Origin of the sequence: Halostagnicola kamekurae, assembly GCF_900116205.1 — an archaeon.
In the GTDB taxonomy this organism is placed as follows: domain Archaea; phylum Halobacteriota; class Halobacteria; order Halobacteriales; family Natrialbaceae; genus Halostagnicola; species Halostagnicola kamekurae.
Genome location: NZ_FOZS01000001.1, coordinates 775,320 through 798,159 on the forward strand (window position 1 = coordinate 775,320; position 22,840 = coordinate 798,159).

At 64.2% G+C, this 22,840-nt stretch carries 20 protein-coding genes; 7 read left to right on the top strand and 13 right to left on the bottom strand.

Annotated features, from left to right (window positions below; genetic code table 11):
• The first annotated feature begins 12 nt into the window (after positions 1 to 12).
• Both BM348_RS03875 and trpB read left to right on the top strand, forming a co-directional pair.
• Positions 13 to 873, top strand: coding sequence for a hypothetical protein (locus BM348_RS03875; RefSeq protein WP_092902192.1), 861 nt, complete (start codon positions 13 to 15; stop codon positions 871 to 873).
• Positions 874 to 958: 85 nt separating this feature from the next.
• Positions 959 to 2,110, top strand: a complete 1,152-nt coding sequence (gene trpB / locus BM348_RS03880) for a tryptophan synthase subunit beta (protein ID WP_092902194.1) — start codon at positions 959 to 961, stop codon at positions 2,108 to 2,110.
• A 283-nt stretch (positions 2,111 to 2,393) separates the two neighbouring features.
• Here the strand turns inward: trpB and BM348_RS03885 are convergent, their stop codons facing one another.
• The gene (locus BM348_RS03885; protein WP_092902196.1) at positions 2,394 to 3,455 is read right to left on the bottom strand and encodes a glycosyltransferase family 4 protein; all 1,062 of its coding nucleotides are present in this window, start codon (positions 3,453 to 3,455) and stop codon (positions 2,394 to 2,396) included.
• A gap of 149 nt (positions 3,456 to 3,604) precedes the next feature.
• On the bottom strand, positions 3,605 to 4,249 hold the full coding sequence (locus BM348_RS03890; protein WP_092902198.1) for a hypothetical protein: 645 nt from the start codon (positions 4,247 to 4,249) through the stop codon (positions 3,605 to 3,607).
• Between the two features lie 228 nt (positions 4,250 to 4,477).
• Here BM348_RS03890 and BM348_RS03895 point away from each other — a divergent pair, with 228 nt between their 5' ends.
• Positions 4,478 to 6,388: a S9 family peptidase gene (locus tag BM348_RS03895; protein WP_092902199.1), complete on the top strand. Its 1,911-nt coding sequence runs from the start codon at positions 4,478 to 4,480 to the stop codon at positions 6,386 to 6,388.
• A 132-nt stretch (positions 6,389 to 6,520) separates the two neighbouring features.
• Here BM348_RS03895 and BM348_RS03900 read toward each other — a convergent pair whose 3' ends face one another.
• From BM348_RS03900 to BM348_RS03920, 4 genes are all read right to left on the bottom strand, one after another.
• Positions 6,521 to 7,126, bottom strand: a complete 606-nt coding sequence (locus BM348_RS03900) for a YIP1 family protein (protein WP_092902200.1) — start codon at positions 7,124 to 7,126, stop codon at positions 6,521 to 6,523.
• 139 nt (positions 7,127 to 7,265) lie between these two features.
• Entirely contained in the window at positions 7,266 to 8,327 is a 1,062-nt protein-coding gene (locus BM348_RS03905; protein ID WP_092902201.1) for an NAD(P)-dependent glycerol-1-phosphate dehydrogenase, read from the bottom strand.
• Between the two features lie 57 nt (positions 8,328 to 8,384).
• On the bottom strand, positions 8,385 to 9,173 hold the full coding sequence (locus BM348_RS03910; RefSeq protein WP_092902202.1) for an FkbM family methyltransferase: 789 nt from the start codon (positions 9,171 to 9,173) through the stop codon (positions 8,385 to 8,387).
• A 247-nt stretch (positions 9,174 to 9,420) separates the two neighbouring features.
• Entirely contained in the window at positions 9,421 to 10,410 is a 990-nt protein-coding gene (locus BM348_RS03920; RefSeq protein WP_092902204.1) for an NAD-dependent epimerase/dehydratase family protein, read from the bottom strand.
• A 156-nt stretch (positions 10,411 to 10,566) separates the two neighbouring features.
• Here BM348_RS03920 and BM348_RS03925 point away from each other — a divergent pair, with 156 nt between their 5' ends.
• Complete coding sequence (locus tag BM348_RS03925; protein WP_092902205.1) at positions 10,567 to 10,926, top strand: DUF7344 domain-containing protein; 360 nt, start codon at positions 10,567 to 10,569, stop codon at positions 10,924 to 10,926.
• Between the two features lie 157 nt (positions 10,927 to 11,083).
• Here BM348_RS03925 and BM348_RS03930 read toward each other — a convergent pair whose 3' ends face one another.
• On the bottom strand, positions 11,084 to 11,881 hold the full coding sequence (locus BM348_RS03930) for a TrmB family transcriptional regulator (RefSeq protein ID WP_092902206.1): 798 nt from the start codon (positions 11,879 to 11,881) through the stop codon (positions 11,084 to 11,086).
• A gap of 368 nt (positions 11,882 to 12,249) precedes the next feature.
• Here BM348_RS03930 and BM348_RS03935 point away from each other — a divergent pair, with 368 nt between their 5' ends.
• A complete protein-coding gene (locus BM348_RS03935; RefSeq protein ID WP_175507094.1) occupies positions 12,250 to 13,080 on the top strand; it encodes a TrmB family transcriptional regulator in 831 nt (276 codons plus the stop codon).
• Positions 13,081 to 13,153: 73 nt separating this feature from the next.
• A complete protein-coding gene (locus BM348_RS03940) occupies positions 13,154 to 13,588 on the top strand; it encodes a GIY-YIG nuclease family protein (RefSeq protein WP_092902207.1) in 435 nt (144 codons plus the stop codon).
• A 59-nt stretch (positions 13,589 to 13,647) separates the two neighbouring features.
• On the opposite strand, the gene BM348_RS03945 is transcribed toward BM348_RS03940, so the two are convergent.
• The 4 genes from BM348_RS03945 to BM348_RS03960 form a co-directional block, all read right to left on the bottom strand.
• On the bottom strand, positions 13,648 to 14,094 hold the full coding sequence (locus BM348_RS03945) for a response regulator (protein WP_092902209.1): 447 nt from the start codon (positions 14,092 to 14,094) through the stop codon (positions 13,648 to 13,650).
• A gap of 224 nt (positions 14,095 to 14,318) precedes the next feature.
• Positions 14,319 to 15,932 (bottom strand): spermidine synthase, encoded by a 1,614-nt coding sequence (locus tag BM348_RS03950; protein WP_092902212.1) that lies wholly within the window; start codon positions 15,930 to 15,932, stop codon positions 14,319 to 14,321.
• A gap of 139 nt (positions 15,933 to 16,071) precedes the next feature.
• Positions 16,072 to 16,938 (bottom strand): ABC transporter ATP-binding protein, encoded by an 867-nt coding sequence (locus BM348_RS03955; RefSeq protein WP_092903597.1) that lies wholly within the window; start codon positions 16,936 to 16,938, stop codon positions 16,072 to 16,074.
• 101 nt (positions 16,939 to 17,039) lie between these two features.
• Positions 17,040 to 18,149, bottom strand: coding sequence for a FecCD family ABC transporter permease (locus BM348_RS03960; RefSeq protein ID WP_092902214.1), 1,110 nt, complete (start codon positions 18,147 to 18,149; stop codon positions 17,040 to 17,042).
• A 150-nt stretch (positions 18,150 to 18,299) separates the two neighbouring features.
• Here BM348_RS03960 and BM348_RS03965 point away from each other — a divergent pair, with 150 nt between their 5' ends.
• A complete protein-coding gene (locus BM348_RS03965; RefSeq protein ID WP_092902216.1) occupies positions 18,300 to 18,917 on the top strand; it encodes a TMEM175 family protein in 618 nt (205 codons plus the stop codon).
• Between the two features lie 78 nt (positions 18,918 to 18,995).
• On the opposite strand, the gene BM348_RS03970 is transcribed toward BM348_RS03965, so the two are convergent.
• On the bottom strand, positions 18,996 to 20,093 hold the full coding sequence (locus tag BM348_RS03970; protein WP_092902218.1) for a hypothetical protein: 1,098 nt from the start codon (positions 20,091 to 20,093) through the stop codon (positions 18,996 to 18,998).
• A gap of 104 nt (positions 20,094 to 20,197) precedes the next feature.
• Complete coding sequence (locus BM348_RS03975) at positions 20,198 to 22,840, bottom strand: efflux RND transporter permease subunit (RefSeq protein WP_092903599.1); 2,643 nt, start codon at positions 22,838 to 22,840, stop codon at positions 20,198 to 20,200.

The window sequence follows — 22,840 nt, forward strand, 5'->3', positions numbered from 1 at the left end:
TTATCGGATACAATGACCGATGATTCTCTTTCCGACGCCGCGGACGAACTGGGACTCGAGACGAACGGTGGCGACGACGATACCGACCGATCGGCGCTCGAGACGCTCCTTCAGACGGGTGCGAGCGACGGCTCGCTGGCGCTCGCGGGCGGTGGCGCGTTCGTTTTGGCGGGCGCTCGTTCCCTCGCTCGAGGCAGGTTTCGGGCGATCGCACAACTCGCTCTGGGCGGCGGGCTCCTCAAATTCGGCCAGTACCAGCGACAACAACGCGGTGGAACGGCGATCGAACGGGCACTCGGTCGTCGCGGAGGAGACGAGACGACGGCGAACGAAACGGACGGGAAAGCGCTGTCCGACGAGGCACACACTGCGGCCGAGCGCCACGATCTCGGCCGCACGGCCCAGACCGACGAGGACGGCGACGTGAGCGCCGACGCCGAACTCGGCGCGTCGCGAAACGACGATCCGGATTCGGACGTCGACTTTTCCGAGGACACTGACGAGCTATCCCGCTCTCGTCCGGGGGTCGAAGGGGAAGGCGATCCGCGGCGGAGTACGGACGACGACGCCGTCGAAATCGACGTTTCAGACTCGGCGCTCGCAGAAGAGCCCTCCGAAGCGACCGGACCGGACCCGGAGCAAGCCCAGCCGTCGCAGACGGAAGGGACCGAACCCGAGGGAACCGTCGAAGCGGACGCCTCCCACATGCGAGCCGACACCCCGGACGAACCTCGCGCCGACGGTGAAAGCGAGGGACCTCACGCCGATGCCGGCGGTGAGAACGAAGACTCCCACGCTGATACTGGCGATGTGGCCGACGAAACCACCGAACGTGGTGTCGACTCCGAGGACGACGGCGAAGGCGACCAGTAAGTCCCGTCTCGAGAGCCGATTTTCCACTCCGGTCGGCAACTATCACAAACATACATTACGACGAGGTCACAACTGGCGGGCAGAGATGTCTTCCGGAGACTTCGACGGATACGGCGGTCGACACGTCCCCGAGCCGCTCGAGGAGCCGCTCGAGAAACTCGCGGCCGCGTACGACGAGATCGGAACGAGCGACGAGTTTCAAGCCGATCTGCGCGCGCTGCTCGAGGAGTTCGCGGGCCGGCCGACGCCGCTTTACTACGCGAGCAACCTGAGCGAGCGCTACGGGGCCGAGATCTACCTCAAACGCGAGGATCTGCTCCACGGCGGCGCACACAAGATCAACAACGCGCTGGGCCAGGCGCTTCTGGCCAAACGCGCCGGCAAGGATCGGCTGATCGCCGAGACGGGCGCGGGCCAGCACGGCACTGCGACGGCGATGGTCGGCGCCTTGCTCGGCCTCGAGACGGAGATCTACATGGGGAAAAAGGACGTCGAACGTCAGGAGATGAACGTCTTCCGGATGCGACTGATGGGGGCCGAGGTCAACGAAGTGACCCGCGGGGACGAGGGGCTGGCCGACGCCGTCGACGCCGCCCTCGAGGACTTCGCCCAGAACGTCGACGACACGCACTACCTCGTCGGCAGCGTCGTCGGTCCGGACCCGTTTCCGCGGATGGTCCGGGACTTCCAGAGTGTCATCGGCCGGGAGGCTCGCGAGCAGTTCGTCGACCGGACGGGCGAACTGCCCGACGCCGCGGTCGCCTGTGTCGGCGGCGGCTCGAACGCCATCGGGCTCTTTCACGCCTTCCGGGACGACCCCGTCGACTTCTACGGGGCCGAAGGCGGCGGCGAGGGCTCGAACTCGAGTCGCCACGCGGCGCCACTCTCGAGCGGCGCGGACGACGTCCTTCACGGGATGAAAACCCGCGTCATCGACGAGGACGTCGAGGTTCACTCGGTCTCGGCAGGTCTCGACTATCCCGGCGTCGGCCCCGAACACGCCATGTTCCGCGCCGTCGGCCGCTGTGAGTACAGCGGTGTCACCGACGAGGCGGCTCTCGCCGCGTTCCGTGAACTCAGCGAGACGGAGGGGATCATCCCCGCCCTCGAGTCGAGCCACGGGCTCGCTCGAGCGATTCAACTGGCCGAGGAGACCGATCACGAGCGCATCCTCGTCAACCTCTCTGGGCGCGGGGACAAGGACATGGAAACCGCGGCCGAGAAGTTCGATCTCTGACCGGCCGCCGGACCGCACGAGCGCCGTCGTGTATCCAATCTATTTGTCGGCGTACATAAATTCACGACTACTGATAGAAGATGCGATCGTTCGCCGCCTCAACCTCGTCATCGTCCTTCTGGTCGCCGTCCTCGCGCTTCTCGTCCTGCCCGTTCTCCCGAACCTCCTCGTCCTGGTCGGCGTCGGAGCTTTCTCGTCCTCGGCGGCACGCTCGCCTGGGCGCTGGCCCAGGGGCTGTAGCCGTTCCTGCGGAACTGTTGGTACCGAAGAGTCAGTCGATGCCCTACAACACGCCAGACTGGTCCTGTAGCGTCCGATAGAGCTCGAGGTACCGATCGCTGACCGCGCTTCGATCGAACGCAGTAAAGCGGTCGTCGAAGTCGCGATACTTGAGGTCGCCCGCGCTGATGATCGCGTTCGTCAGCTCCTGTTCGCTGGTGGTGCGAAAACCGCGGTCCCAGCCCTCGACGAGTTCGTGAGCGCTCGAGTCGGCGTGGTATTCGACGATCCCGACACAGCCCGAGGCGAGCGCCCAGAGCATCTCCGTCGGGAAGACACAGCGTTCGGCCGTCTGTGCGAAGACGTGTGCGCCCCGGTAGACGGCGATTCGCTCCTCGCGGGAGCATTCGCCGGCAAAGCGGACGCGGTCGTCGATCCGCAGGTCGCTCGCCAACTCCTCGTAGCGCTCGCGTTCGGGACCGTCGCCGATGACGACGGCGTTCCAGCCCCGCTGGCGGATCTCCGCCAGTGCGAGCAGGAGACTCTCTAAGTTCGCGCCCTCGTCGAGCCGTCGGGCGTAGACGACTTCCACCTGTTCTGCCGGCACGACGTCCCGTATCAGATCGGTATCGATTCGGTTCGGGATCGTCGTCACCTGCTCGGTCTCGGCACCGATCTCCTGTACCCAGGTGCCGACGAGTTCCGAGGGCGCCACGATCCGGTCGGGCTGGCTCGTCGCCCACCGGGTGAGTCTGTCCTCGGCGACGCCGCCGTCGCCGTACCACTCGAGGACGAACGGACAGCGGGCCAGCCTCGAGCCCCAGTTGGCGGCGATCACCTGCCCCGGCGGCGTCGCGCTCGCGTGGATGACGTCCGGTCGAGCGGACGCGAGGACGAACGGGAGTCGAAGCAGAAAGGACGCGCGCGCGTCGAGGCCCGTGGCGACGGCGTGATAGGTGATATCCTCGCGTTCGTAGACCGACTTCTCCTCGGTCCAGAACTGCGCACAGAAGACGTGGACGTCGTGTCCGCCGTCGCGGAGTCCCTCGACGACGTCGCGAAATCGCCGGTTCGTCTCGGTCTCTCGGTGCTCGAGCGTTTCGAACGAGACGAACGCGACCTGCATATGCCGTCGGGACGCAGCCCCGGATTAAAAAATCACCTAAGTTATCTGATCCGCGGGCGGTCGGTACGACTCGAGGGCCGAACGTCCACAGCACTGTACTCTCACGCGCCTCTGTGCAGAAATGACCGTAATCGCGCCTATCGTTCAGCTCACTCGTCGTCCGACATCGCGTCCTCGATGGTTCCGTCGATGAACTCGTCGAGTCCGTCGAGCGGGCCATCTTCCCCGTCGTCTCCACCTCCAGTCTCGTCGTCGCCTTCGCTCTCTTCGTCGTCTTCTGCTTCGTCAGTCTCCTCGCTCTCGTCGGCTTCCCCTGCCCCCTCGTCGACGCCCTCGCCCTCTCGCTCGCCGTCGGCATCGGTCTCTTCCTCGTCATCGCCTCCGTCTTCGCCGTCTTCGCCGTCAGAGCCGTCCGTGTCGTCCGATCCGTCTTCCTCGCCGTCTTCGTCGCTTTCGTCGTCTGAGTCTTCGTCGTCCGTTTCCTCCTCCCCTGAACTATTCTCTATAGCGTTTGTTGGTTCATCGTCACTCTCGTCGCTTTCGCCGTCGCTGGACGACTCACCGTCGCTTGCCGTCTCGTTGGTCGCACTATCCGTCGAATTGACGTTCGAGGACCCCTCGAGATCGCCGAGCGATTCCGGATCGTTGTCGCCGGCCATTCCCTCGTCGAAGAACCCCGGGCCGATCACCGCGACCGTCAGCCCGAACGCGACGAGGACGACCAGCACCGTGAGGAGGACCGTCGTGACTGCTGCGGGCTGTTCTTCGCCGCCGGATTCGGCCTCGTCTGGCATCGTCCGTTACTGTTCTGGATTCCTGTATTTCGTTAACCGCACCCAACACGCGTTCGGGCTATGCAGCCGGCAACCCGACCAGCTGATCGCCCCATCGCGACCGCGCGACGGACCGTTGATCTCGGCGGGACGAACTAGGCCGGACCTACGGGCGAGTTTCGCCGCGGCACGCCCGCGGTCTCGAGGGGAAACGGTTACTGACTCGACCCGAGATAGTCGAGGTAGCCGATGTACGATATCGAACGCTATCTCAACATCCGAAGCGCCTACGGCGCGTCGTTCGGGCCCGACGGCGAGTCCCTCTCGTTTCTGATGAACACGACCGGCGTCCCGCAGGTCTGGACGCTCGAGGAACCCCTTTCCTGGCCCGAACAGCGCACGTTTACGGACGAACAGGTGAGCTTCGCCTCGTGGTCGCCCGAGCGGCCCGAATTGATCTTCGGGATGGACGAGGGCGGTAACGAACGCGCCCAACTGTTCCGACTCGACGCCGAAACCGGCCTCGTGCAGAACCAGACCCGAGCGCCCGACGCGAAACACCGCTGGGGCGGCTGGAGCCACGACGGCGAGTGGTTCGCGTTCACCTCGAACCGGCGCGACGAGGCCGTTTTCGACGTTTACGTGCAACCGCGGGCGGCGGACGAAGCCGGCGAGGGGCGAGATCCGACCGCTCGAGAACCGTCGGCCCCCGCCGACGCGACCCTCGTCTTCGAAGGCGACGGCTGGCTCACGCTCGCGGGCTGGAGCCCCGACGATTCGAAACTGCTCGTCTCGAAGGCCTACTCGAACTTCGATCAGGATCTGTACGTGCTCGATCTCGAGCAGGGCGACGGCGAAACTGACCTCGAGTCGATCGACCCCGACTCGACCGAACTCGAGCACCTCACGCCACACGAGGGCGACGTTCGCTATCAGAGCGCGAGCTGGGCACCGATACCGCCGGGCGCCGAGGAGAGTCCGGGACTTTACCTGATCACGGATCGCGAGTCCGACACGCTCGAGCTCGCGTATCTGGACCTCGAGACGAAGGCGCTCGAGACGGTCGAATCGGGCGGCGAGTGGAACGTCGACGGTATCGCGGTCGACGACCAGACGGGTCGGTTCGTCTTCTCCCGAAACGTCGAGGGCTACACCGACCTCACGGTCGGAGAGTTCAATCCCGACGCGCCGACGAACTTCGAGACGTTTCCCGAACCGGACCTGCCGGGCGGCATCGCCGGCGGCGTGAGTTTCGGCCCGGACGCGGAGCGGTTCGCGGTTTCGACGTCCGGCGATACGATCAACACGAACGTCTTCGTCGTCGACGTAGAGACCGGCGAGGCCGAACGGTGGACGGCGGCACCGACGGCCGGCATTCCGCGCGAGAGCTTCCGCGAATCGACCATCGAACACGTCGAGAGCTTCGACGAGTTGGCGGTACCGGGCTATCTTACCCTCCCCGAGTCGACTGAGGAAGGACAAACGCCGGTCATCGTCGACATCCACGGCGGGCCCGAGAGCCAGCGTCGGCCCTCGTTCTCGAGCGTCAAGCAGTACTTCCTCGATCGCGGCTACGCCTACTTCGAACCCAACGTTCGCGGTTCGGCGGGCTACGGCGGCGAGTACGCGAGCCTCGACGACGTCGAAAAGCGCATGGATTCGGTCGCCGATATCCGCGCCTGCGTCGAGTGGCTACGGGATCACCCGGCGATCGATCCCGACCGGATTGCATGCAAGGGCGGCTCTTACGGCGGCTTCATGGTACTCGCCGCGCTGACGGAGTACCCCGACCTCTGGGCGGCCGGGATCGACATCGTCGGTATCGCCAACTTCGTCACCTTCCTCGAGAACACCGGCGACTGGCGGCGGGAACTCCGGGAGGCGGAGTACGGCTCACTCGCCGACGACCGGGAGTTCTTAGCGGAAATCTCGCCGATCAACAACGTCGAATCGCTCGAGGCACCGCTTTTCGTCCTCCACGGCGAGAACGATCCGCGGGTGCCCGTCGGCGAGGCGGAGCAGATCGTCGACCAGGCTCGAGAGCAGGGCGTACCCGTCCGAAAGCTACTCTTCGACGACGAGGGTCACGGCTTCTCGAAACTCGACAACCGGATCGAGGCCTACGCCGAAATCGCGGATTTCCTCGACGAGCACGTCTGAGCGTCTCACTCGGCCGGCGGTGGTCTCTCGACGCAGTCGTCGAATGGTGGCGTTTCGATCGAGTGCTATTCGAGGGTGTAGGTGAATCACAGTCGAGGGCGTAGGTGAATCACAGTCGAGGACGTAGATGAGTTACAGGAGGATGGTTACAGCACCGACGATGACGGCGGGGGCGAGCGTTTCGGTTCGGCCAACGTCGTAGGCTGCTGCCGCGCCGTCTAGAACGATGTACACCGTCCACGCGGCCACGATCAGGGCGAGCGGAATCGCTATCGTTTCGATCGTTCCGCCGAGGGCTGTTTGCTGTGCGCTCAACGCCGCGTCGTCCGAGAAGACGAACTGCCGACCCCGAAGGACGTACCACGAAACGGTGAAATCGATCGGAAGCGCGACAATCTGCGGGGCGAAACTCCAGCCAGCGACACACAGCGCATCGGCGCGAGTGCCATCCGTTTCGTCCCACCCGCTCAGAAAATGAATCACGGCGGCGATGAGTGCCAGGAGCACGACCGAGCGCAGAACGAACCTCAGATTCGACGCGTTGATCGCATCGAATACGACCCTTTCACCATCTGCCGGGAGTCCCCACGTCCGCTCGAGCAGGAGGGACGTGACGGCGTACAGCGTCCCGATCGAGCCGGCGAGATAGAGCGAGAACACGCCGACTGCAGTTCCGATCGGACGGGGTCGCGTTTCGAAGTACGACCGGGGTCGGACCAGCGGAGTGTAGGGGGCCATTACGTGACCCTCCGTACGGATCCTGCAAAAACTTTAGGTAGTTGAAATTTCAGTGCGGCGAGTACGTCCCAGTGCTAGCGACCGGACAGTCTCGGCTTCGCTTCGGGGGTCGCGCGTTTCCCTCGCCCTTCGAGCCGCGTCAGGAGATGACGCCGGTCGTCGTGGCGACCTCTCGAGCGGCCTCCTCGTTCATGCCGTCGCCGAGGATGGTGTACCGGTCGCGGATCGCGTGACAGGTCGTCAGCGCCTCTATGACGGTCTCGTCGTCGATGCCGAGTTCTGCCGCGGTCGTCGGCGCGTCGATGCTGTCGAGCGCGTCCCTGATGTCCTGCCAGAGACCGCGCTCGCCGTCGTGGAGGTAGGCGGTCATGATCGAGCCGACGCCGACTTGGTGGCCGTGGAGGGCGGCGTCGGGAGCGAGCCTGTCGAGCTGGTGGGAAAAGAGGTGTTCGGCGCCGCTTGCGGGTCTCGAGGAGCCGGCGATGGACATCGCTACGCCCGAGGAGACCAGCGCCTTGGTGACGATCCAGGCCGACTCCTCGAGGCCGGGGCGGACGTGATCAGCGTTGTCGACGAGGATCTCTGCGGTCATCTCCGCGAGCGCGCCGGCGAAGCCCGAGTACTCGACGTTCTTGAGCCGGTGGGCGAGCCGCCAGTCCATCACGGCGGTGTAGTTCGAGATGATGTCCGCACAACCGGCGGTCGTGAGCTCCCAGGGGGCGTCCGCGAGGAGTTCGGTGTCGGCGACGACCGCGAGCGGCGGTTCGGCGGCGACGCTGTGGCGCGTATCGCCGTCCGGCACCGAGCCGCGGTTGCTGACGATGCCGTCGTGGCTCGCCGCCGTCGGAACCGAGCAAAAACCCATCTCGAGGTGGTGGCTGGCCATCTTCGCGATATCGATCGCCTTTCCGCCGCCGATGCCGACGAGGTAGGCGGCTTCCTCGGCTTCGGCCGTCTCGATAACTTCCTCGACGGCTTCGAAGCTCGCCCGCTCGACGGTCACGACGGCCGGCTCGATCCCCGCCGCCTCGAGGTCGGCGGCGATCGGTTCCGCAGCGATCGAACGCGGCGTCGGACTCGTCACGAAAAGCGGCCGACCCCGGAGGTGGAGGTCGTCGACGACCTCGAGAAACTGCGAGCGAACGCCCTTGCCGACGACGACGTTTCGCGGCAGGCGAATCCACGTCGACTTATCGAACATATCTCTGTGGAGGGTGGCCGCGATATAAAGGCGTTCTCGTCGCGAACGAAGTCCGGCTCACTCGAGGGCCGTCGCTTTGACGTGAAAGTCGGGGCCTCGATCCGCGAGCGTCTCGACGGCGAAGCCGAGGTCGCGGAACGACTCGAGGAATCCATCGACCGAGGAGCCGTGGTCCTCGACCGACGGCCGCGTGTCCGCGGGACGGTGAACCTCACAGTAGACGATCCGGCAGCGATCGTCGGCCAGCGTTTCGGCCATCCCGTCGACCACGCGCGGTTCGGCTCCTTCCACGTCGATCTTTGCGACGGTCGGCTGTGGTAGCCCCTCGTCGACGAGGCCGTCGCCAGTGCGGGCGGGCACCGATATCGCACCGCCGCCGGTCGCGGAGCTGTCGGGATCGAGCGTGAGCGTTTCGTCGGCGTCCCACACCGCACACTCGTGTACCTGACCGTCGACCTCGTTTCGTTCGAGGTTCGCCCGACCCTGCCGGACGGTGTGTGGGGTCGGCTCGAACGCCTCGACGCGGCGGGCCCGCTGGCCGGCGAGACTCGAGTGAAACCCGATGTGCGCGCCGACGTCCCAGAACACGTCCGACGCCTCGAGTTCCGAGAGCAGGTCCCGAACCATGATTCGCTCGCCCCTATCGAAGATCCGGAGCGATCGCGCGGCGCGACCGCGGGTGTCGAAGGTCGCTTCGACGCCGTCGATCTCGAACGTCCGCGACTTGCGAGCGCGCCAGTACGCCGTCGCGGCCCGCCTGCGGAGGCTGCGAAACGCCGTTGCCGAGAGCGCCGCGAGGCCGTCGTTCCGGTACGTATCGACGGCACGGTGGATCGGCGATGCCATGCTCACCCCACGCTCAAACGCTGCAATAAGGGTTTTCGTATCAATTCAATTATCTATATGTTAAGTGAGTTGTGAACGCGTAAACGTTCGATCCCTCGATCGCGGGTCGTTGAGAGAATCGGAATCGACATCGCACGTTCGCTGCCGATTCCCATGTAGGCGTCGGTGTGCCGCGGTATCTGGGCGATATCGCCCGAGTTCGAGAAGCCGGATCGTCCGCCCCGGCTCGAGTCGCCACCGATCCCTCTCACATCGTCTCGAGAATCCCGAGGACCCGTTCTTCCGCTTCTCGCCCCGGGTCGTGGTCCGCTCCGTCGCGATCGCTCTCGCGGTGGTCGGCGACTGACCGGTCGATCGCGGTCGAAAGCGGCGTCGACTCCCAACCCAGACCGGCGAGTTTCGCCGTCGAAAGGACGTGGGGATAGGATCGATAGAACGGGAAGTCGGCGGGTTCGAGTTCGCCGGCCTCGAGTTCACGGCGACCCGCGTCGACGACCTCGACCGACGTGTCCAGCGCCGACGCGATCAGCTCGATCGATTCCCCGAGTGTGACGAGTCGCCGGTCACCGACGTTGTAGGCCTCGCCCGGCTCGCCGCGCTCGGCGACGATCCGCAGCGCGCTGGCGACGTCTTCGACGTAGGCCCGGTGCCAGACGTTCGTCCCGTCGCCGGGGACGAGGACCCGATCGTACTCGTTCACGCGGTCGATCCAGAAGTCCAGCCGTTCGGTGTAATCGTGGGGCCCGTAGACGATGCAGGGTCTGACCGACATGGCGTTGACGCCGCGCTCTGCGGCCGCGAACACCGCCCGGTCGCCCTCGGCCTTTCGATTCCCGTATGTTTCGCTCGAGTCGTCGGTCTCCTGATCGGTCGTGCAGGGCTCGAGGGCCGTCTCGCCCTCTCGCTTCGGAATCTCCTCGCTCCCGTAGGCCGCGCCGCTCGAGACGTAGACGTACGCGTCGACGTCGGCGAACAGCCGCGTCGCCGCGCGCACGTCCTTCGGGTGGTAGGCGACGCAATCGAAGACGGCGTCGGGGTCGACGTCCGCAGCAGCGGCCTCGAGCGCCGAATCGTTCGTCCGGTCGCCCTCGCGATGGGTGACCCGGTCGTCGTCCGCGAACGGGTCGTCGCGAGTCCCGCGAGTGAATATCGTCACGTCGTAGTGGTGCTCGAGCAGTTCCTCGACGAGGTGGCGGCCGATAAAGCGAGTGCCGCCGATAACGAGTGCGCGTTCCATGGGTTTTCTCAGGGCCGTCACCGGGAAAACAGTAGTGAAGGCCGCCGACGAGGTGTGAGGATTTGGGTTAACGCCACTGGTTTCCCCAGAGGTGACAAACATTCACATCCATGTTCCTGCGAGCGAATGTCCCGTCTGAACATGGTGGGACTTTCTATGAACGTCAACACGCAGACCATCTCGACCGAGACAGTACTCCATTTGGTCGCCGACCCCCGGCGACGAACCATCCTCCACCAACTCCGCGAGAACGGTGGTGTCATCGAAATCGAAGCCCTCGCCGACGTCGTCGCCGAGCGGACCGCTCGGTCGAGTCCGATCGAGGAGACCGACCCGCCGACTGCGAGAACAGATGACCAGCGACTCACTCGAGCCGAACTCCATCACACCCACCTGCCGAAGTTAGCCGATGCCGGCGTTATAGAGTACGATAGCCGAACCGGGACCGTCAGGTACCGCTCTCACGACCGGGTCGAAGCGCTCCTCGGATTCGTCTCGAGGCGACTCGAAGAGTAGTTGCTGCGGTAGTGACCTCGAAGCGTAGTCGTCGCGTTGGTGACTCGAGTAGTAGCGGCTGAGTTCGTGGCTCGAGTACCAGCGGCTGAGTCAGTGACTCGAATAGTAGTTGGCGAGTTAGTGCTCCCACAGCGCCAACCGTGTCTTCGACGGTGACTCAATCGTCTCTGTTTCCGTCGAGTTGCCACGTGAATATCGCCTTCAGAACCATTACCAGACTGTTCGTCTCACCCATCCCCCAGATCGCCGTCTCGTCGCGACGTTCGGACGTCTCTGTCCCGTCTTCGTCCACGAGGACGCTCGCCAGCGTCTTCTCTTGATCGATCATCGAAAGGCGTCCGGCGGGCATATCCGACCAGTCCCACAGCGAGTCGAACGGTTCGGCGTTCGGAATCGACTGGCGAATCTCAGCGGTCGCAGCCGGCGACATCCCCGCAACCCGAATCGTAACGCCCCGATCAGACGCCGCCCGAAGCGCGTCGGTGAGCTTCTCACAGAGAAGGGCTTCGACGGTCATGTACACGATTTCGTCCGTCGCCTCCTCGATGAACGACAGGAGCCGTTCGGTGATCGTTTCCCGTCCCGTCACGGTCCAGACGCCTCGTTGTTCCGACGACAGCGTTTTCGGCTCGAGCGAATCGAGCGCGTCCGTCAATTCGTTCGCTCGGTGGACGTAGTCCTGCTTGAACCGCCGGCCGGCGGTCTCCGCGGAGATGGCGACGAATCGTTTGGGACTCGAGTGCTGTACGTCGACGAGGCCGCGGTCGCGCAACTCCGCGGCTGCATCGTACACGCGGGTTCGTGGGACCTCGGAGACGTCGCTTACGTCTTGAGCCGTTCCGTCGCCGAGGCTGACGAGCGCGACGAACGTCCGGGCCGCGTAGGTGCTCAGTCCGAACGCCTCGAGTTGCGTCGTGGCGCGAGACGCCGGTTCGTCTCCCGTATTATGGGACATAATCGAAATGGGTCGTCAGTACGGAAATCTCCCCGAGGGGAGTCCGGTACACGGCGACAGCGTGGTTGGGACCCTGCTTGAAGCCGCGTACCGGTTCCCACTTCACAGTCACTCCGTAAATATCTGTTGTGATTATCTGAGTGAAACCGCTGACCGATTCGTTCGATCGCCGCACACTCGAGGCCCATGTCGAGTTCGCACGTTGTATCAAGACCGTCGCTTGGGCCCGGAAACGGATCGTCTCTGGGGTTCGTAGCAGACCGGACCAAAATGGCTATTCCGTGAGACCGTGCCAAGCGGAAGGTGTTTTCACGTGGAGCGGTAAACGGTACTCAGCTACTGGGCGACCGGTGGCGGGGTTGGGACCCATGGATGAGCTATCGAACCACGAAGAGGCAGTCGAACTGCTCCAACAGCTCGGGCTACAGGAGTACGAAGCGAAGGCTTTCGTAGCATTGACCCGTCTCCAGCAGGGGACTGCAAAGGAGATCAGCGAAGTTTCGGACGTTCCCCGCACTCGAGTGTACGATGCGGTGCGAGTACTCGAATCGAGCGGACTGGTCGAGATCCAACACTCGAACCCGCAGCGATTTCGGGCCGTTTCCGTCGGCGAAGCGGCCGACACGCTCCAGCAAAAATACGACTCGCGGACGGACTCGCTTCGAGACACGCTCGAGGCGATCGATTCGGTGTCCACGAACGCCGAAACGGACGTCACCCACGAGGTGTGGTCGCTGTCGGGAACGGCCGGGATCACGAGTCGGACACAGCAACTGATCGACGACGCCGATCAGGAACTGGTCTTCGTCCTCGGGGACGAGGACATTTTCACCGAACAACTCATCGGGCGGCTCCGAGCGGCCCAGCAACGCGGTGTCACCGTCATTATCGGGACGACGGCGGAGTCGATCCGCGAACGGGTACAGGATGAACTACCGGGAACCCAGGTCTTCGTTTCGGGTCTCGCGTGGCTTTCGGGCTCTCTCTGGTCGGGCGACGATACCGAAATCAGCCGGCTACTTCTGGTCGATCAGAGTTCGATTCTGGTGAGTACCTTCCACGAGTCGTCGTCGGGCGAACACGAACGCGAGCAGGCGGTCTTCGGCCGCGGGTTCGATAACGGACTCGTCGCGATCGCTCGCCGCCTGATGGCGACCGGGTTGCCCGCCGTCGAGGACCCCGGTACCGGCGAGACGTAACCCATCGCCCGAACCGGGACTCGACCGAACCGACTCCGTTTTTGCCGTCGGAACCGACCGTCGACTCGAACGCATGCGTGGAACCTACGTTCTCGTTCTCGCCCTCGAGCGGCCGACGACTCTCGAGGTCGGGTCGCTGGGATCGCTCGCGTTCGACGCCGGAACCTACGCCTACGTCGGCAGCGCGTTCGGCCCCGGCGGGTTCGCTCGCGTGGATCGCCACGCCGAACTCGCCCGGGGTGAGCGCGAGACGCGCCACTGGCACGTCGACTATCTGCTCGGGTGCCCCGACGCGAGCCTCGAGAACCCCGTCTTCTTTCCGGACGAACGACGAGAGTGCGAACTCGCCCGATCGATCCCCGGCGATCAGGTTCGGGGGTTCGGTTCGTCGGACTGTGAGTGTGCGGGACATCTCATCGACGCGCCGCCTGATCGCGACGTTCTCGAAGCGTTACTCGAGAGCGGTGGGTGTCTCGAGGCTCCGTCGAGCGAATCCGACGCCTCCTGACGGTCCGGGCGACGGTGTGGTGTCCTGACTGTGATGGCGGGAGATGGACCTCCTCGACCCTATGGCGGAGGCGGCGGGAGATGGACCTCCTCGAACCAGAACGACTCGATCGTTTCGACCATCTCAATGAACTCCTCGGGGCAGTCCGGTTTCGTGAGGTACGCGTTGGCGGACAGTTCGTAGCTCCTGAGGACGTCCTCGTCGGCGTTCGAACTCGTGAGGACGAGGACCGGAATCCGAGGGCGCTCGTCGTTCCGTCTGAGTTCCTCGAGGACCGCGAACCCGTCTGTCTTCGGGAGGTTGAGATCGAGCAACAGCAGTTGCGGGTACGGCCTCGAGTCGCCACACCCGTCCAGATACGACAGGGTTTCGTCGCCGTTTTTCACGCACTCTATCGTCGCATCGAACGTGGACCGCTCGAACGCTTCCCGCGTCAGCCGCACGTCTCCGGGATTGTCTTCGACGAGGAGGATCGTCGGTGGCTGCGGCGGGTACGAGTCCTTCACACCGATCGTTCGGTCGGTATGGACCTAAGAGTGACTACTACATACTTTGGAGAATTCGAATTCCGCTCTCGAAACAGTCGCTGACGACTCTCACGAGTCGTGTTGCTGTTTCTCTATCCGTGTTACACTTCCGTACACAAACGAGCGCGTGGCTGTAACGCTCCGCGCTCGAGAGCACGATCGCTGAGCCGGCGTCTATCGGCTGTAATACGGTGATTGGGGACCTACCCGGATGCAACTGCCGGTCGTGCGCCGATCGACGCCGGGGTCTCGGTCTGGGTGGTGCTCGTCGAGCCGTCCGATTCCTCGATGATGTACCGCTGGCCGACCATCGGATCGAGAAGCCTGTCGACGGGGGCGTGGTCGTCCGTCAACACCGGCGTATCGCCGGTTTCGGGTTCGTCCATGTAGTTGTCGATGGCCGGCTCGAGGTCGACGGGCAGATCGCGCTCGTCATTTCGACGCTGTAACTCCGCCTGCGTGAAGTCGGTTTCCTCGTTCGTCGCGACGAGTTCGATGTTCTGTATACTGTTCGAGCTCGACGTTCGGAAGCTATAGACGTCGGGGAAGGCCTGCTCGGCCGTCTTGTACTGGGCCCGGTAGAACTCCCCCGCGGAGCCGCTCGGCCCGGAGATGACGTTCGCGAGGAGGATACCGTCGTCGGTCAGCCGATCGGAGATCAGTTCCATGAACTCGACGGTCGTCAGGTGGAAGGGGACCTGCTCTTTCTTGTAGGCGTCGAGGACGATCACGTCGTATTTGTCGTCGGGTGCATCCTTGAGGAAGCGTCGGCCATCCTCCTCGTAGCTGGTCATGTTCTCGCCGTGCTCGAGTCGGAAGTACTCCTCTGCGGCATCGGTCACTTCGCCGTCTATTTCGACGACATCGACGTCGACGTCGTACTCGTCTTTAAACTCCTTCGGACCGGTATACCCGCCCCCGCCGATGAACAGGACATTGTCTACTTCGTCCATGTCGTCGGTCATCGCCATCGGGAGGTTGAAGTACTTCGTGTACTCGAAGACGTGTCGATCCGGCTCCTCGAGGTCCATCGCGCTGTGTCTGGCCCCGTCTAGGTACATGGTTCGGATCTCCCCGTCGTCGATCACCTCGAGTTGCTGCTGGTCGGTCTGGGTCTGGTAGACCACGTCGCCCCTGTGGTCGAACGCGCTCACGCTGCCGACCAGCGAGCCGACCAGCAGCAGGGAGACGACCACCGCCGTGCCGGTCGTGGATCGGGAGACGTCGGGGAGCGTGATCGCGAACGCGGTCGCGACGAGGAGAAAGCCAAACAGCAGGCTGATCGTCTCGATACTGAACTCGGGAATCAACACGAACGTCGTGGCCGTGCTCCCGAGGATACTCCCGATGGTGCCGACGGCGTAGACGTGTCCCGAGGCTTCGCCGATCCCCTCTTTGTGGCTGAGTTCCGCCGCGTACGGGCTGATAAAGCCGAGCAGGTACGTCGGCGGACCGAACAGAGCGGTGACCGCCGGCAGGGACGCGTAGCGCGCGCCGAGCGGTATCGTCGACGTGTAGGTCAAGAGCAGATCGCTCCCGTAGATCAACACGGCGATATAGATCGCGGTCCCGAAGAGGATCCACGACATCTCTCGAGTGGTCGCACGCTTTGCTCGCCTCCCGCCCTGCCAGTAGCCGAGACTGAGCGCGGCCAGACAGACGGTGATGATGCTGCCCCAGGTGTAAATGCTGCTTCCGAACTGGGGAGCGATAACTCGGCCCGCGAGGATCTCGATACCCATACTCACGATACCCGAGACGAAAACCGCGATCTCGGGTTTCGACAACCGGTACGGCGCGAGCGACCGAACGTCCATTGTCAATTCTCACTCGCCCCGTCGTTGTGTACTTGTTGGAAGTGGCATCCGCGAGGTACCTCTGCGATCGGGGCTGCCGTCGCTCACGAACCGGTGGAGTGGGGCTGCGATGAGAACCTATCGTGCGGCTCGAGGCCGGCTACCGTCGCCGCTCCGAGAGCGCGCGTTTGGGCAGGATCTGGATCTCGGGATCGTACCGGACGCTCGCTTCGACGCCGAAGACGTCGGCCAGCAGCTGTTCGGTCACGATCTCTTCGGGCGGCCCCCAGTCGTAGAGGACGCCGTCGTGGAGCGCGATCAGGTAGTCTGCAAAGCGCGCGGCCTGTGAGATGTCGTGTAAGACCACCGCGACGGTGACGTCCTTTTGCTCGTTGAGCTGGCGAACCGTCTCGAGGACGCGAAACTGGTGGTGGAGGTCGAGAAACGTGGTCGGCTCGTCGAGCAACAGGATGTCGGTATCCTGGGCCAGCACCATCGCGATCCAGGCGAGCTGTTTCTGTCCGCCGCTGAGCTGGCCCAGTTCGGTGTCTCGAAGGTGGTCGACGCCGGCGAGATCGATCGCCCGGTCGACCGCCTCGCGGTCTTCCGCGGAGATGCCCTCGAAGAACCCGCGGTGTGGGTACCGGCCGTAGTAGGCCAGATCTTCGACGGTGATGCTTCCGACCGGATCGTTCTCCTGGGAGAGCAGTCCCAGCTTGCGCGCGAGTTCTTTCTGCCCGAACGACTGGAGCTCGTCGCCGCGGAGTCTGACGACGCCTTCCTCGGGCTCGAGGTGGCTCGAGAGCGCCTTCAACAGCGTGCTCTTGCCGCTTCCGTTGGGGCCGACGAGCGCGGTGACCTCCCCTTCGGGGATGTCGAGGCGCTCGCAGTCGACGATCGTCTCGTCGGCCGTCGGGTAGCTCAACTCGAGTCGGTCGCCGACGAGGGCGCTGTCGACGACGACGCCGTCCTCGTCGATCGCCTGCTCGCGCGTGGGTTCGTACTCCTCGGACGACACGTCCGGCATCGAGTTCGAGTCTGTCGCGGTCGTCGGTCGGTCGTCGGCCGCCTGTGCGTCTGTCGACTCGGAGGTCGCGGTCCGTCCGTCGTTTGCGTTGTCTCGGTTCATTAGAGCTCACCCATCGAACGCTGTTTTCGCATCAGATAGAGGAAGTACGGCCCGCCGATCAGGCCGGTGACGACGCCGACCGGCATCTGGGTCCCACCGAGCGCGAGGCGTGCACCGACATCGGCGGTGACCATCAGCGCCGGGCCGGCGAACAGACAGCCGATCATCAGCTGTCGGTAGTCGCCGCCGATCGTGTTTCGGACGATGTGGGGGACGACGAGCCCGAAGAAACTGACGATTCCCGCGACGGAGATGGCGACGCTGGCCGCCAAGATCGCGACGGCCGACAGCAAAAACCGGACTAACTCGATGCGCATGCCGAGCGAGCGAGCCGTCTGCTCGCCGAGCAACAGGAGGTTGAGCTGTCTCGAGCCGGCGAGCGCGATCGCGATCGCTAACACGGCCGGAAGGATCGCGATTCTGACCTCCGGCCAGCCGGTTCCGGTGAGCGAGCCGGTGAGCCACGAGATCGCGGTCTGGACGATGCCGAGATCGTCGGCGAAGAAGAACAATCCCTGCTGGAGGGACTGAAAGACCATGTTGACGATGACGCCGGCGAGGACGAGCCGAACCGGGCTCGTTCCGTTCTTCCACGCGATCACGTAGACGATCAGGAACGCGACCGTTCCGCCGATAGCCGCGATGAACGGGAGAAACGGCGCCAGCCCGCTGAAGACGACGAGCGTCGCGAGGACGGCGAATCCGGCGCCGGCACTGACCCCGAGAATGAACGGACTCGCGAGTTCGTTGCGCGTGACCGCCTGAAAGATCGCACCCGAGACCGCGAGCGTCGCGCCGGCGATGATCGCGACGAACACGCGCGGGAGGCGGATGCTCCAGACGATGAGTTCGCCCGCTTCCATCTCGGGAAGTTCGGTCCCGAACAGAAAGCCGGTCCAGGCGTCGAGGTTGAACAGGATCGTCGGTTCGGTCACCGCTCGAGCGACCTCGAGCGTCGTCATCGAGTACGTTCCGAAGTTGACCTGAGCGAACCCGGCGACGATGGTGATCAGCGTGCTCGTCAGACAAAAGAGGACGAGCGGCCTGGTCACCCACCCGTCACGGTCGCGGACGATCGGCCCCGTTTCAGCCGAATTCGATCCTGCCATTTCATCTTTAGGGATGCCTAAAACATCCTTAACAGTTGCGATTCGGACCGAAATCGGCAAGCCAGTATCACGGTATCCGGTGGCATACATCGCGTGGAACGACGACTCACTGTGGCTGCGAATTTTGTCGATGGCGGTGGACGAACGCGCATGGTTCAGGTTCGTATGCTCGAGGGCGACCGAACGGATCGCCTCGAGGCGCTGAGCGACGGCGTGTTCGCGATCGTTCTCACGCTGTTGGTGCTGCAGTTTCGCGTTCCGAACATCCCGGCGGACCGCGTCGGGGCCGAGTTACCGGGTGCACTCGAAGCCCAGCAGACGGTGTTTTTCAGCTATCTGCTCTCGTTTTTCGTCGTCGGCATCTACTGGATCATCCACCACAACCTGTTTCAGGAGATCGTGCGTCACGATCGGCTGTTGCTGTACGCGAACCTGCTATTCTTGCTTGCGATCTCGTTTCTGCCGTTTCCGACCGAACTCCTCGGCGTCTACAGCACTCGGCTCACCTGGACGCTGTACGCGCTCAACCTCGCCATGGTCGGATTCGCCCTGACGGCGCTGTGGTGGTACGCCGACCGACGCGGGTTCACCAGCGACGCTATCGACGAGCGAACCGCATTTCTGGTCACCGTTCGCGGTCTCATCACGCCCGCCGTGTTCGTGTGTTCGATCGGCGTCGCCGCGGTGAACCTCTCGGTCGCGTTTTACACGCCGTTTCTGATCGTCCCGTTACAGATCCTCTGGGTCAGACGCTATCAAAAACGCTGAACGACCCGATCCTCGACGGTGCGACCGCGGTGGTCGACTCCGATCAGGATCGCTCACCGACAGTACGCCCGCTGTCCGTCACTCCTGAACCGATTCGTTTCCGCCGTCTCCGCCACCGTCGATCCAGGTCGCCGTCGCTCGAACGCGATGCTCCTCGGGGTTCACCGTGACCGACCGCTCGCTCGCGCTCGATGCGAGTCGTCCCCTGAGCGCGGCCGCGTAGCTGTCGTCGATCGTATCGTACTGATAGTCGATCGCCAGTTCCGCGCTCGTCGTCGCGTCGTTCTCGAACGTAAGCGAGCCCACGGCCCCTTTCGCGTCGACGAACTGGCTGAACGACTCGGCGATCGGATCGGTGTTCCCCCAGTGTTCGCGTGGGTCCGGCGGAAAACTCGTCGATTCGCCGTACCCTCCGAAGACGACATGCCCCTCGCCAGCGTGGCTCAGTAGCCACTCGAAGGCGTCAATCTCCTCGACCGCCCGGTCCCCGTCGTCGGTTACCGTCTCGAGTGCCGGCGTCTCCGACTCGATCCCGCGCTCGCCGCCGGCGGCGAGTATGACCTCCTCGCCGACCGCGAGCGCGGGCGTTCCGAGCGAGGGGTCGCTCTCGACCGGAACGAACACGTCGTATCCGCTCCGTTCGCCGCTCCGTTCGTACTCGCGGCGGACGGTGTCTCCCTCGACGGATTCGGTGACGAGGGCGGCGATCTCCTCGACGTCGATCGAACCGCGGACGAGCAGCGATTCGTTGACGGTCATGACTGCGTCGACCGTCGAGTCGAACGACGTCGAGTCTTCACGGTCGGGGTGATCGGCGTTGAGCCCCTCCAGAACCGGGTACGGTCGGAGTAGGTCGTCGAGGCCCGAGCCGGCGAGTTCGACCCTCAGTCGGTCGGTGAGCGCGAGCACCCCCTCGAGGGGATAGCCGTGCATCACCTCGGCGGCGGCGAGTTCGATGGTGTACTCGCGTTCGCCCGCGCCGGCACCGCTTATCGACGTCAGTTCGTCCCAGTCGACGTAGCCGAACCCGACCCAGCCGTCCTCGTCGGTGACGATGTGATCTCTGTACGCGGGCGGCTGTTCCTCGGACGCCGACGCGAGGATCTCGAGACAGCCCGCCGTCCCAACCGTCGCCACCGCACCGGTGAGTTTCAACACGTCGCGACGATCCACCATGTGATGTTCGATCTCGTTTTTCCAGTCGCAAAGCACTTCCTTTTCGTTCGAACGTGCTGCCCGACGATCGGGTGAGGGGACGGGATACGCATCGGCCCAGAACCTCAGCCCAGCGAAGGGATGCTCATCGTTCCGTTCTCGAGGCGATCCCAGACGACGATCACGGAGGGGAGCACGAGCAGGGACGTAAAGCAGGCGTAGAACACGCCCAGCGCGAGCAGCAGGCCGAACTCCATGATCAGCGGGATCAAGGCGAGGTAGAGCACGCCGAGCCCGCAGACGGTCGTGAGCATGCTTCCGGTGAGCGCACCGCCGGTCCCGCGGACGGTGGTGAGCAACGCCTCGTGGGCGCCGTTTCCGTCCTCGAACTCGTCGACGAACCGGTGCATGAAGTGTACCGTGTAGTCCACTCCCAGCCCGATCGAGACCGAGAGGATCGGCGCGTTGATCGGGCTCAATGGAATGTCGAACAGTCGCATCGACCCGGCGAGCAACGCGACCGTGATCAACACCGGCACGAGGTTGAGCACCCCGTAGATCGCCCGCCCCTCGAGCCACCAGTAGGCGAGCACGAGGAAGATCGTGGTCAGGAGGAACGCGACAACGAGGCTGTTGATCGACGACTGAGTCGTGTCCTCGATGACGGACTCGAAGATGACCAGCTGCCCCGTCGCCGTCGCGTCCATCTCCATGTCGCTTGCGGTCTGCTGGGCGGCGTCGACGGCTTCCGCCTGATCTGCGTCGACGTCGATCCTGATGTTGATCTGGCTCGAGCCGCGGTCGCTCGTGAGATACTGGCTCGCCTCGCCGCCTGCGTCGGAGGCGAACAGTTCGTCGTAGACGGCGTCGACGTTCCGGTCGGGGATGCCGTCTCCGTTCGAGTCGTACCGGGTGACGACCGCGTCGAACTCGGGATCCTGCGCGGCCTGGGTCTCGATGACCGAGACGATGCTGTCCGCGTCAGCCGTCCGTCCGTCGCGCTGGAACTCGTCGGGCGGGTTCTCTAGCGCGCGGTCGATATCCCTGAGTGCGGTATCGGATCGTAAATCCCCGTCCTCGATGTAGATCGTCACCGAACTCTGCATGCCTCGATCGAAGTCCTCCTCCATGTAATCGAGGACCGTCATGAAGGTGTAATCGGCGGGTGCGAGCGGGCCGGGTAGTTTCTCGTACTGATCGAGCCGATCCTGTTCGGGGAAAAAGGCCTCCTGATCGAACTCGGTGTCGACGCCGGTCCCATAGGCGGCCACGCCGCCACCGACGACGAGCATGGCGATCAGAAAGACCACGGGCGCGACTCGAGCGATCCGGACGCCGACGGGGAGTATCTTGCCCAACACGGACCCCTCGCTGCCCATCGGCGTAGTTCCGAACTGCGGGAAGCGGGTCCCCTCTCTCAGCCGGTCGAAGGCGACCTTGCAAGCGGGGAGGAAGACGCCGAAGATGAGGAACGTAAAGAGCATCCCGGCGGAGGCGACGATGGCGAAATCGCGCATCCCGCTCATGGAACTGACGAGGTTCGACGCGAAACCGAAGACGGTCGTCAGCGTCACGATGAGAAACGCCGCCGTCAACTGCTTCGTCGTCAGCGTCATCGACTCGCCGATCGGTACGCCCTCGGCACGTTCCTCGCGGTAGCGATTGATGATGTGTATCCCGAAGTCGATCCCGACCGCTAACAGTAAGGGAAAGACCACCAGCAGCGACTGGGAGAACGCGATCCCAGAGAAGCCCATGAACCCGAACGTCCAGATCATCGCCATCAGCAGTGAGACGAGTCCGAGCCCGAGATCGATCGGGTCCCGGTAGGCCACCAGCAGGAAGAACAGGATGAGCACGATCGCGGCCGGGAAGACGACGATCGCGGTATCGTTCAACAGCTGGACGGTCTCTTCCTCGATGATCGCGTTCCCGAAGACGATCACGTTCTCGCCGCTCTCGAAGCCGTCGATTTCGTCGGCGACGGCTTCTGTCTCTTGTTGTAACTCCGCGGTGTCGTCCGTGTCGACCATCGACGGGGTGTCGTAGGTGATCGCGACCTGCGCGACGTCAGCCTCGGCCGACTCCGGGGTGAAGTCCGTGCTCACCGGAAGCCCGGCCGCCTCGTCGGCGTCCGCGATCGCCCGCTCGAGTTGGCTGGCCGAGGCGCGGTCGACCGCTCGATACTGCTGCTCGGCGGTCGTCGCCTCGGGATCGAGCTGTCGGGCGATCAGCGAGGCGGGACTGGTCGAGGACTCGACGCGGAGTTCCTCTCGGGTCCCGATTTTCTCCTGAAACTCGAGCATCCGCAGGAGGTTCGGTCGCGAGAGGACGTTTCGCTCGTCTTCGATGAACAACTGAGCGGTCGTCCCACCCCCCTGATGGCCCGATTCGCGGAACTCGTCTTGAATGTCCTCGTAGGCTTCCGACTCCGCGGTGTCGTCTGCGAACTGGTCGGTGCCGGCTTCGGACCCGCCGCCGCCCATGCCCGCACCGGCCAGGAAGACGCCGGTCAGCAGGAGAAAGACGACGACGACCGTCCACGGACGCTTCGAGATGAGGGGATTGATTCGTCTGGTGAACGGATCCAGTTCGTCGTCGTCCGAACCGCCGCTCCCGAGTCGGTCGGTTAGCGAGCCAACGAGTCCGCTCGCGCGGCTCGCGGCGTCGTCCCCCTCGCCGGAGCGGCCGCCATCGCTGGCGAGCGCGTCCGTTCGGTCGCCGGAGTCGTCGCTGGCGCGGTCGTCGGGGCGATCGGACTCACTCAT

Coding starts and splice junctions, on each gene's coding strand:
- BM348_RS03895 (WP_092902199.1), top strand. CDS start 4,478: ATGTACGATATCGAACGCTATCTCAACATCCGAAGCGCCTACGGCGCG.
- BM348_RS03875 (WP_092902192.1), top strand. CDS start 13: ATGACCGATGATTCTCTTTCCGACGCCGCGGACGAACTGGGACTCGAG.
- BM348_RS03900 (WP_092902200.1), bottom strand. CDS start 7,126: ATGGCCCCCTACACTCCGCTGGTCCGACCCCGGTCGTACTTCGAAACG.
- BM348_RS03890 (WP_092902198.1), bottom strand. CDS start 4,249: ATGCCAGACGAGGCCGAATCCGGCGGCGAAGAACAGCCCGCAGCAGTC.
- BM348_RS03910 (WP_092902202.1), bottom strand. CDS start 9,173: ATGGCATCGCCGATCCACCGTGCCGTCGATACGTACCGGAACGACGGC.
- BM348_RS03905 (WP_092902201.1), bottom strand. CDS start 8,327: ATGTTCGATAAGTCGACGTGGATTCGCCTGCCGCGAAACGTCGTCGTC.
- BM348_RS03935 (WP_175507094.1), top strand. CDS start 12,250: ATGGATGAGCTATCGAACCACGAAGAGGCAGTCGAACTGCTCCAACAG.
- BM348_RS03930 (WP_092902206.1), bottom strand. CDS start 11,881: ATGTCCCATAATACGGGAGACGAACCGGCGTCTCGCGCCACGACGCAA.
- BM348_RS03885 (WP_092902196.1), bottom strand. CDS start 3,455: ATGCAGGTCGCGTTCGTCTCGTTCGAAACGCTCGAGCACCGAGAGACC.
- BM348_RS03970 (WP_092902218.1), bottom strand. CDS start 20,093: ATGGTGGATCGTCGCGACGTGTTGAAACTCACCGGTGCGGTGGCGACG.
- BM348_RS03975 (WP_092903599.1), bottom strand. CDS start 22,840: ATGAGTGAGTCCGATCGCCCCGACGACCGCGCCAGCGACGACTCCGGC.
- BM348_RS03960 (WP_092902214.1), bottom strand. CDS start 18,149: ATGGCAGGATCGAATTCGGCTGAAACGGGGCCGATCGTCCGCGACCGT.
- BM348_RS03920 (WP_092902204.1), bottom strand. CDS start 10,410: ATGGAACGCGCACTCGTTATCGGCGGCACTCGCTTTATCGGCCGCCAC.
- trpB (WP_092902194.1), top strand. CDS start 959: ATGTCTTCCGGAGACTTCGACGGATACGGCGGTCGACACGTCCCCGAG.
- BM348_RS03925 (WP_092902205.1), top strand. CDS start 10,567: ATGAACGTCAACACGCAGACCATCTCGACCGAGACAGTACTCCATTTG.
- BM348_RS03965 (WP_092902216.1), top strand. CDS start 18,300: ATGGTTCAGGTTCGTATGCTCGAGGGCGACCGAACGGATCGCCTCGAG.
- BM348_RS03955 (WP_092903597.1), bottom strand. CDS start 16,938: ATGCCGGACGTGTCGTCCGAGGAGTACGAACCCACGCGCGAGCAGGCG.
- BM348_RS03940 (WP_092902207.1), top strand. CDS start 13,154: ATGCGTGGAACCTACGTTCTCGTTCTCGCCCTCGAGCGGCCGACGACT.
- BM348_RS03950 (WP_092902212.1), bottom strand. CDS start 15,932: ATGGACGTTCGGTCGCTCGCGCCGTACCGGTTGTCGAAACCCGAGATC.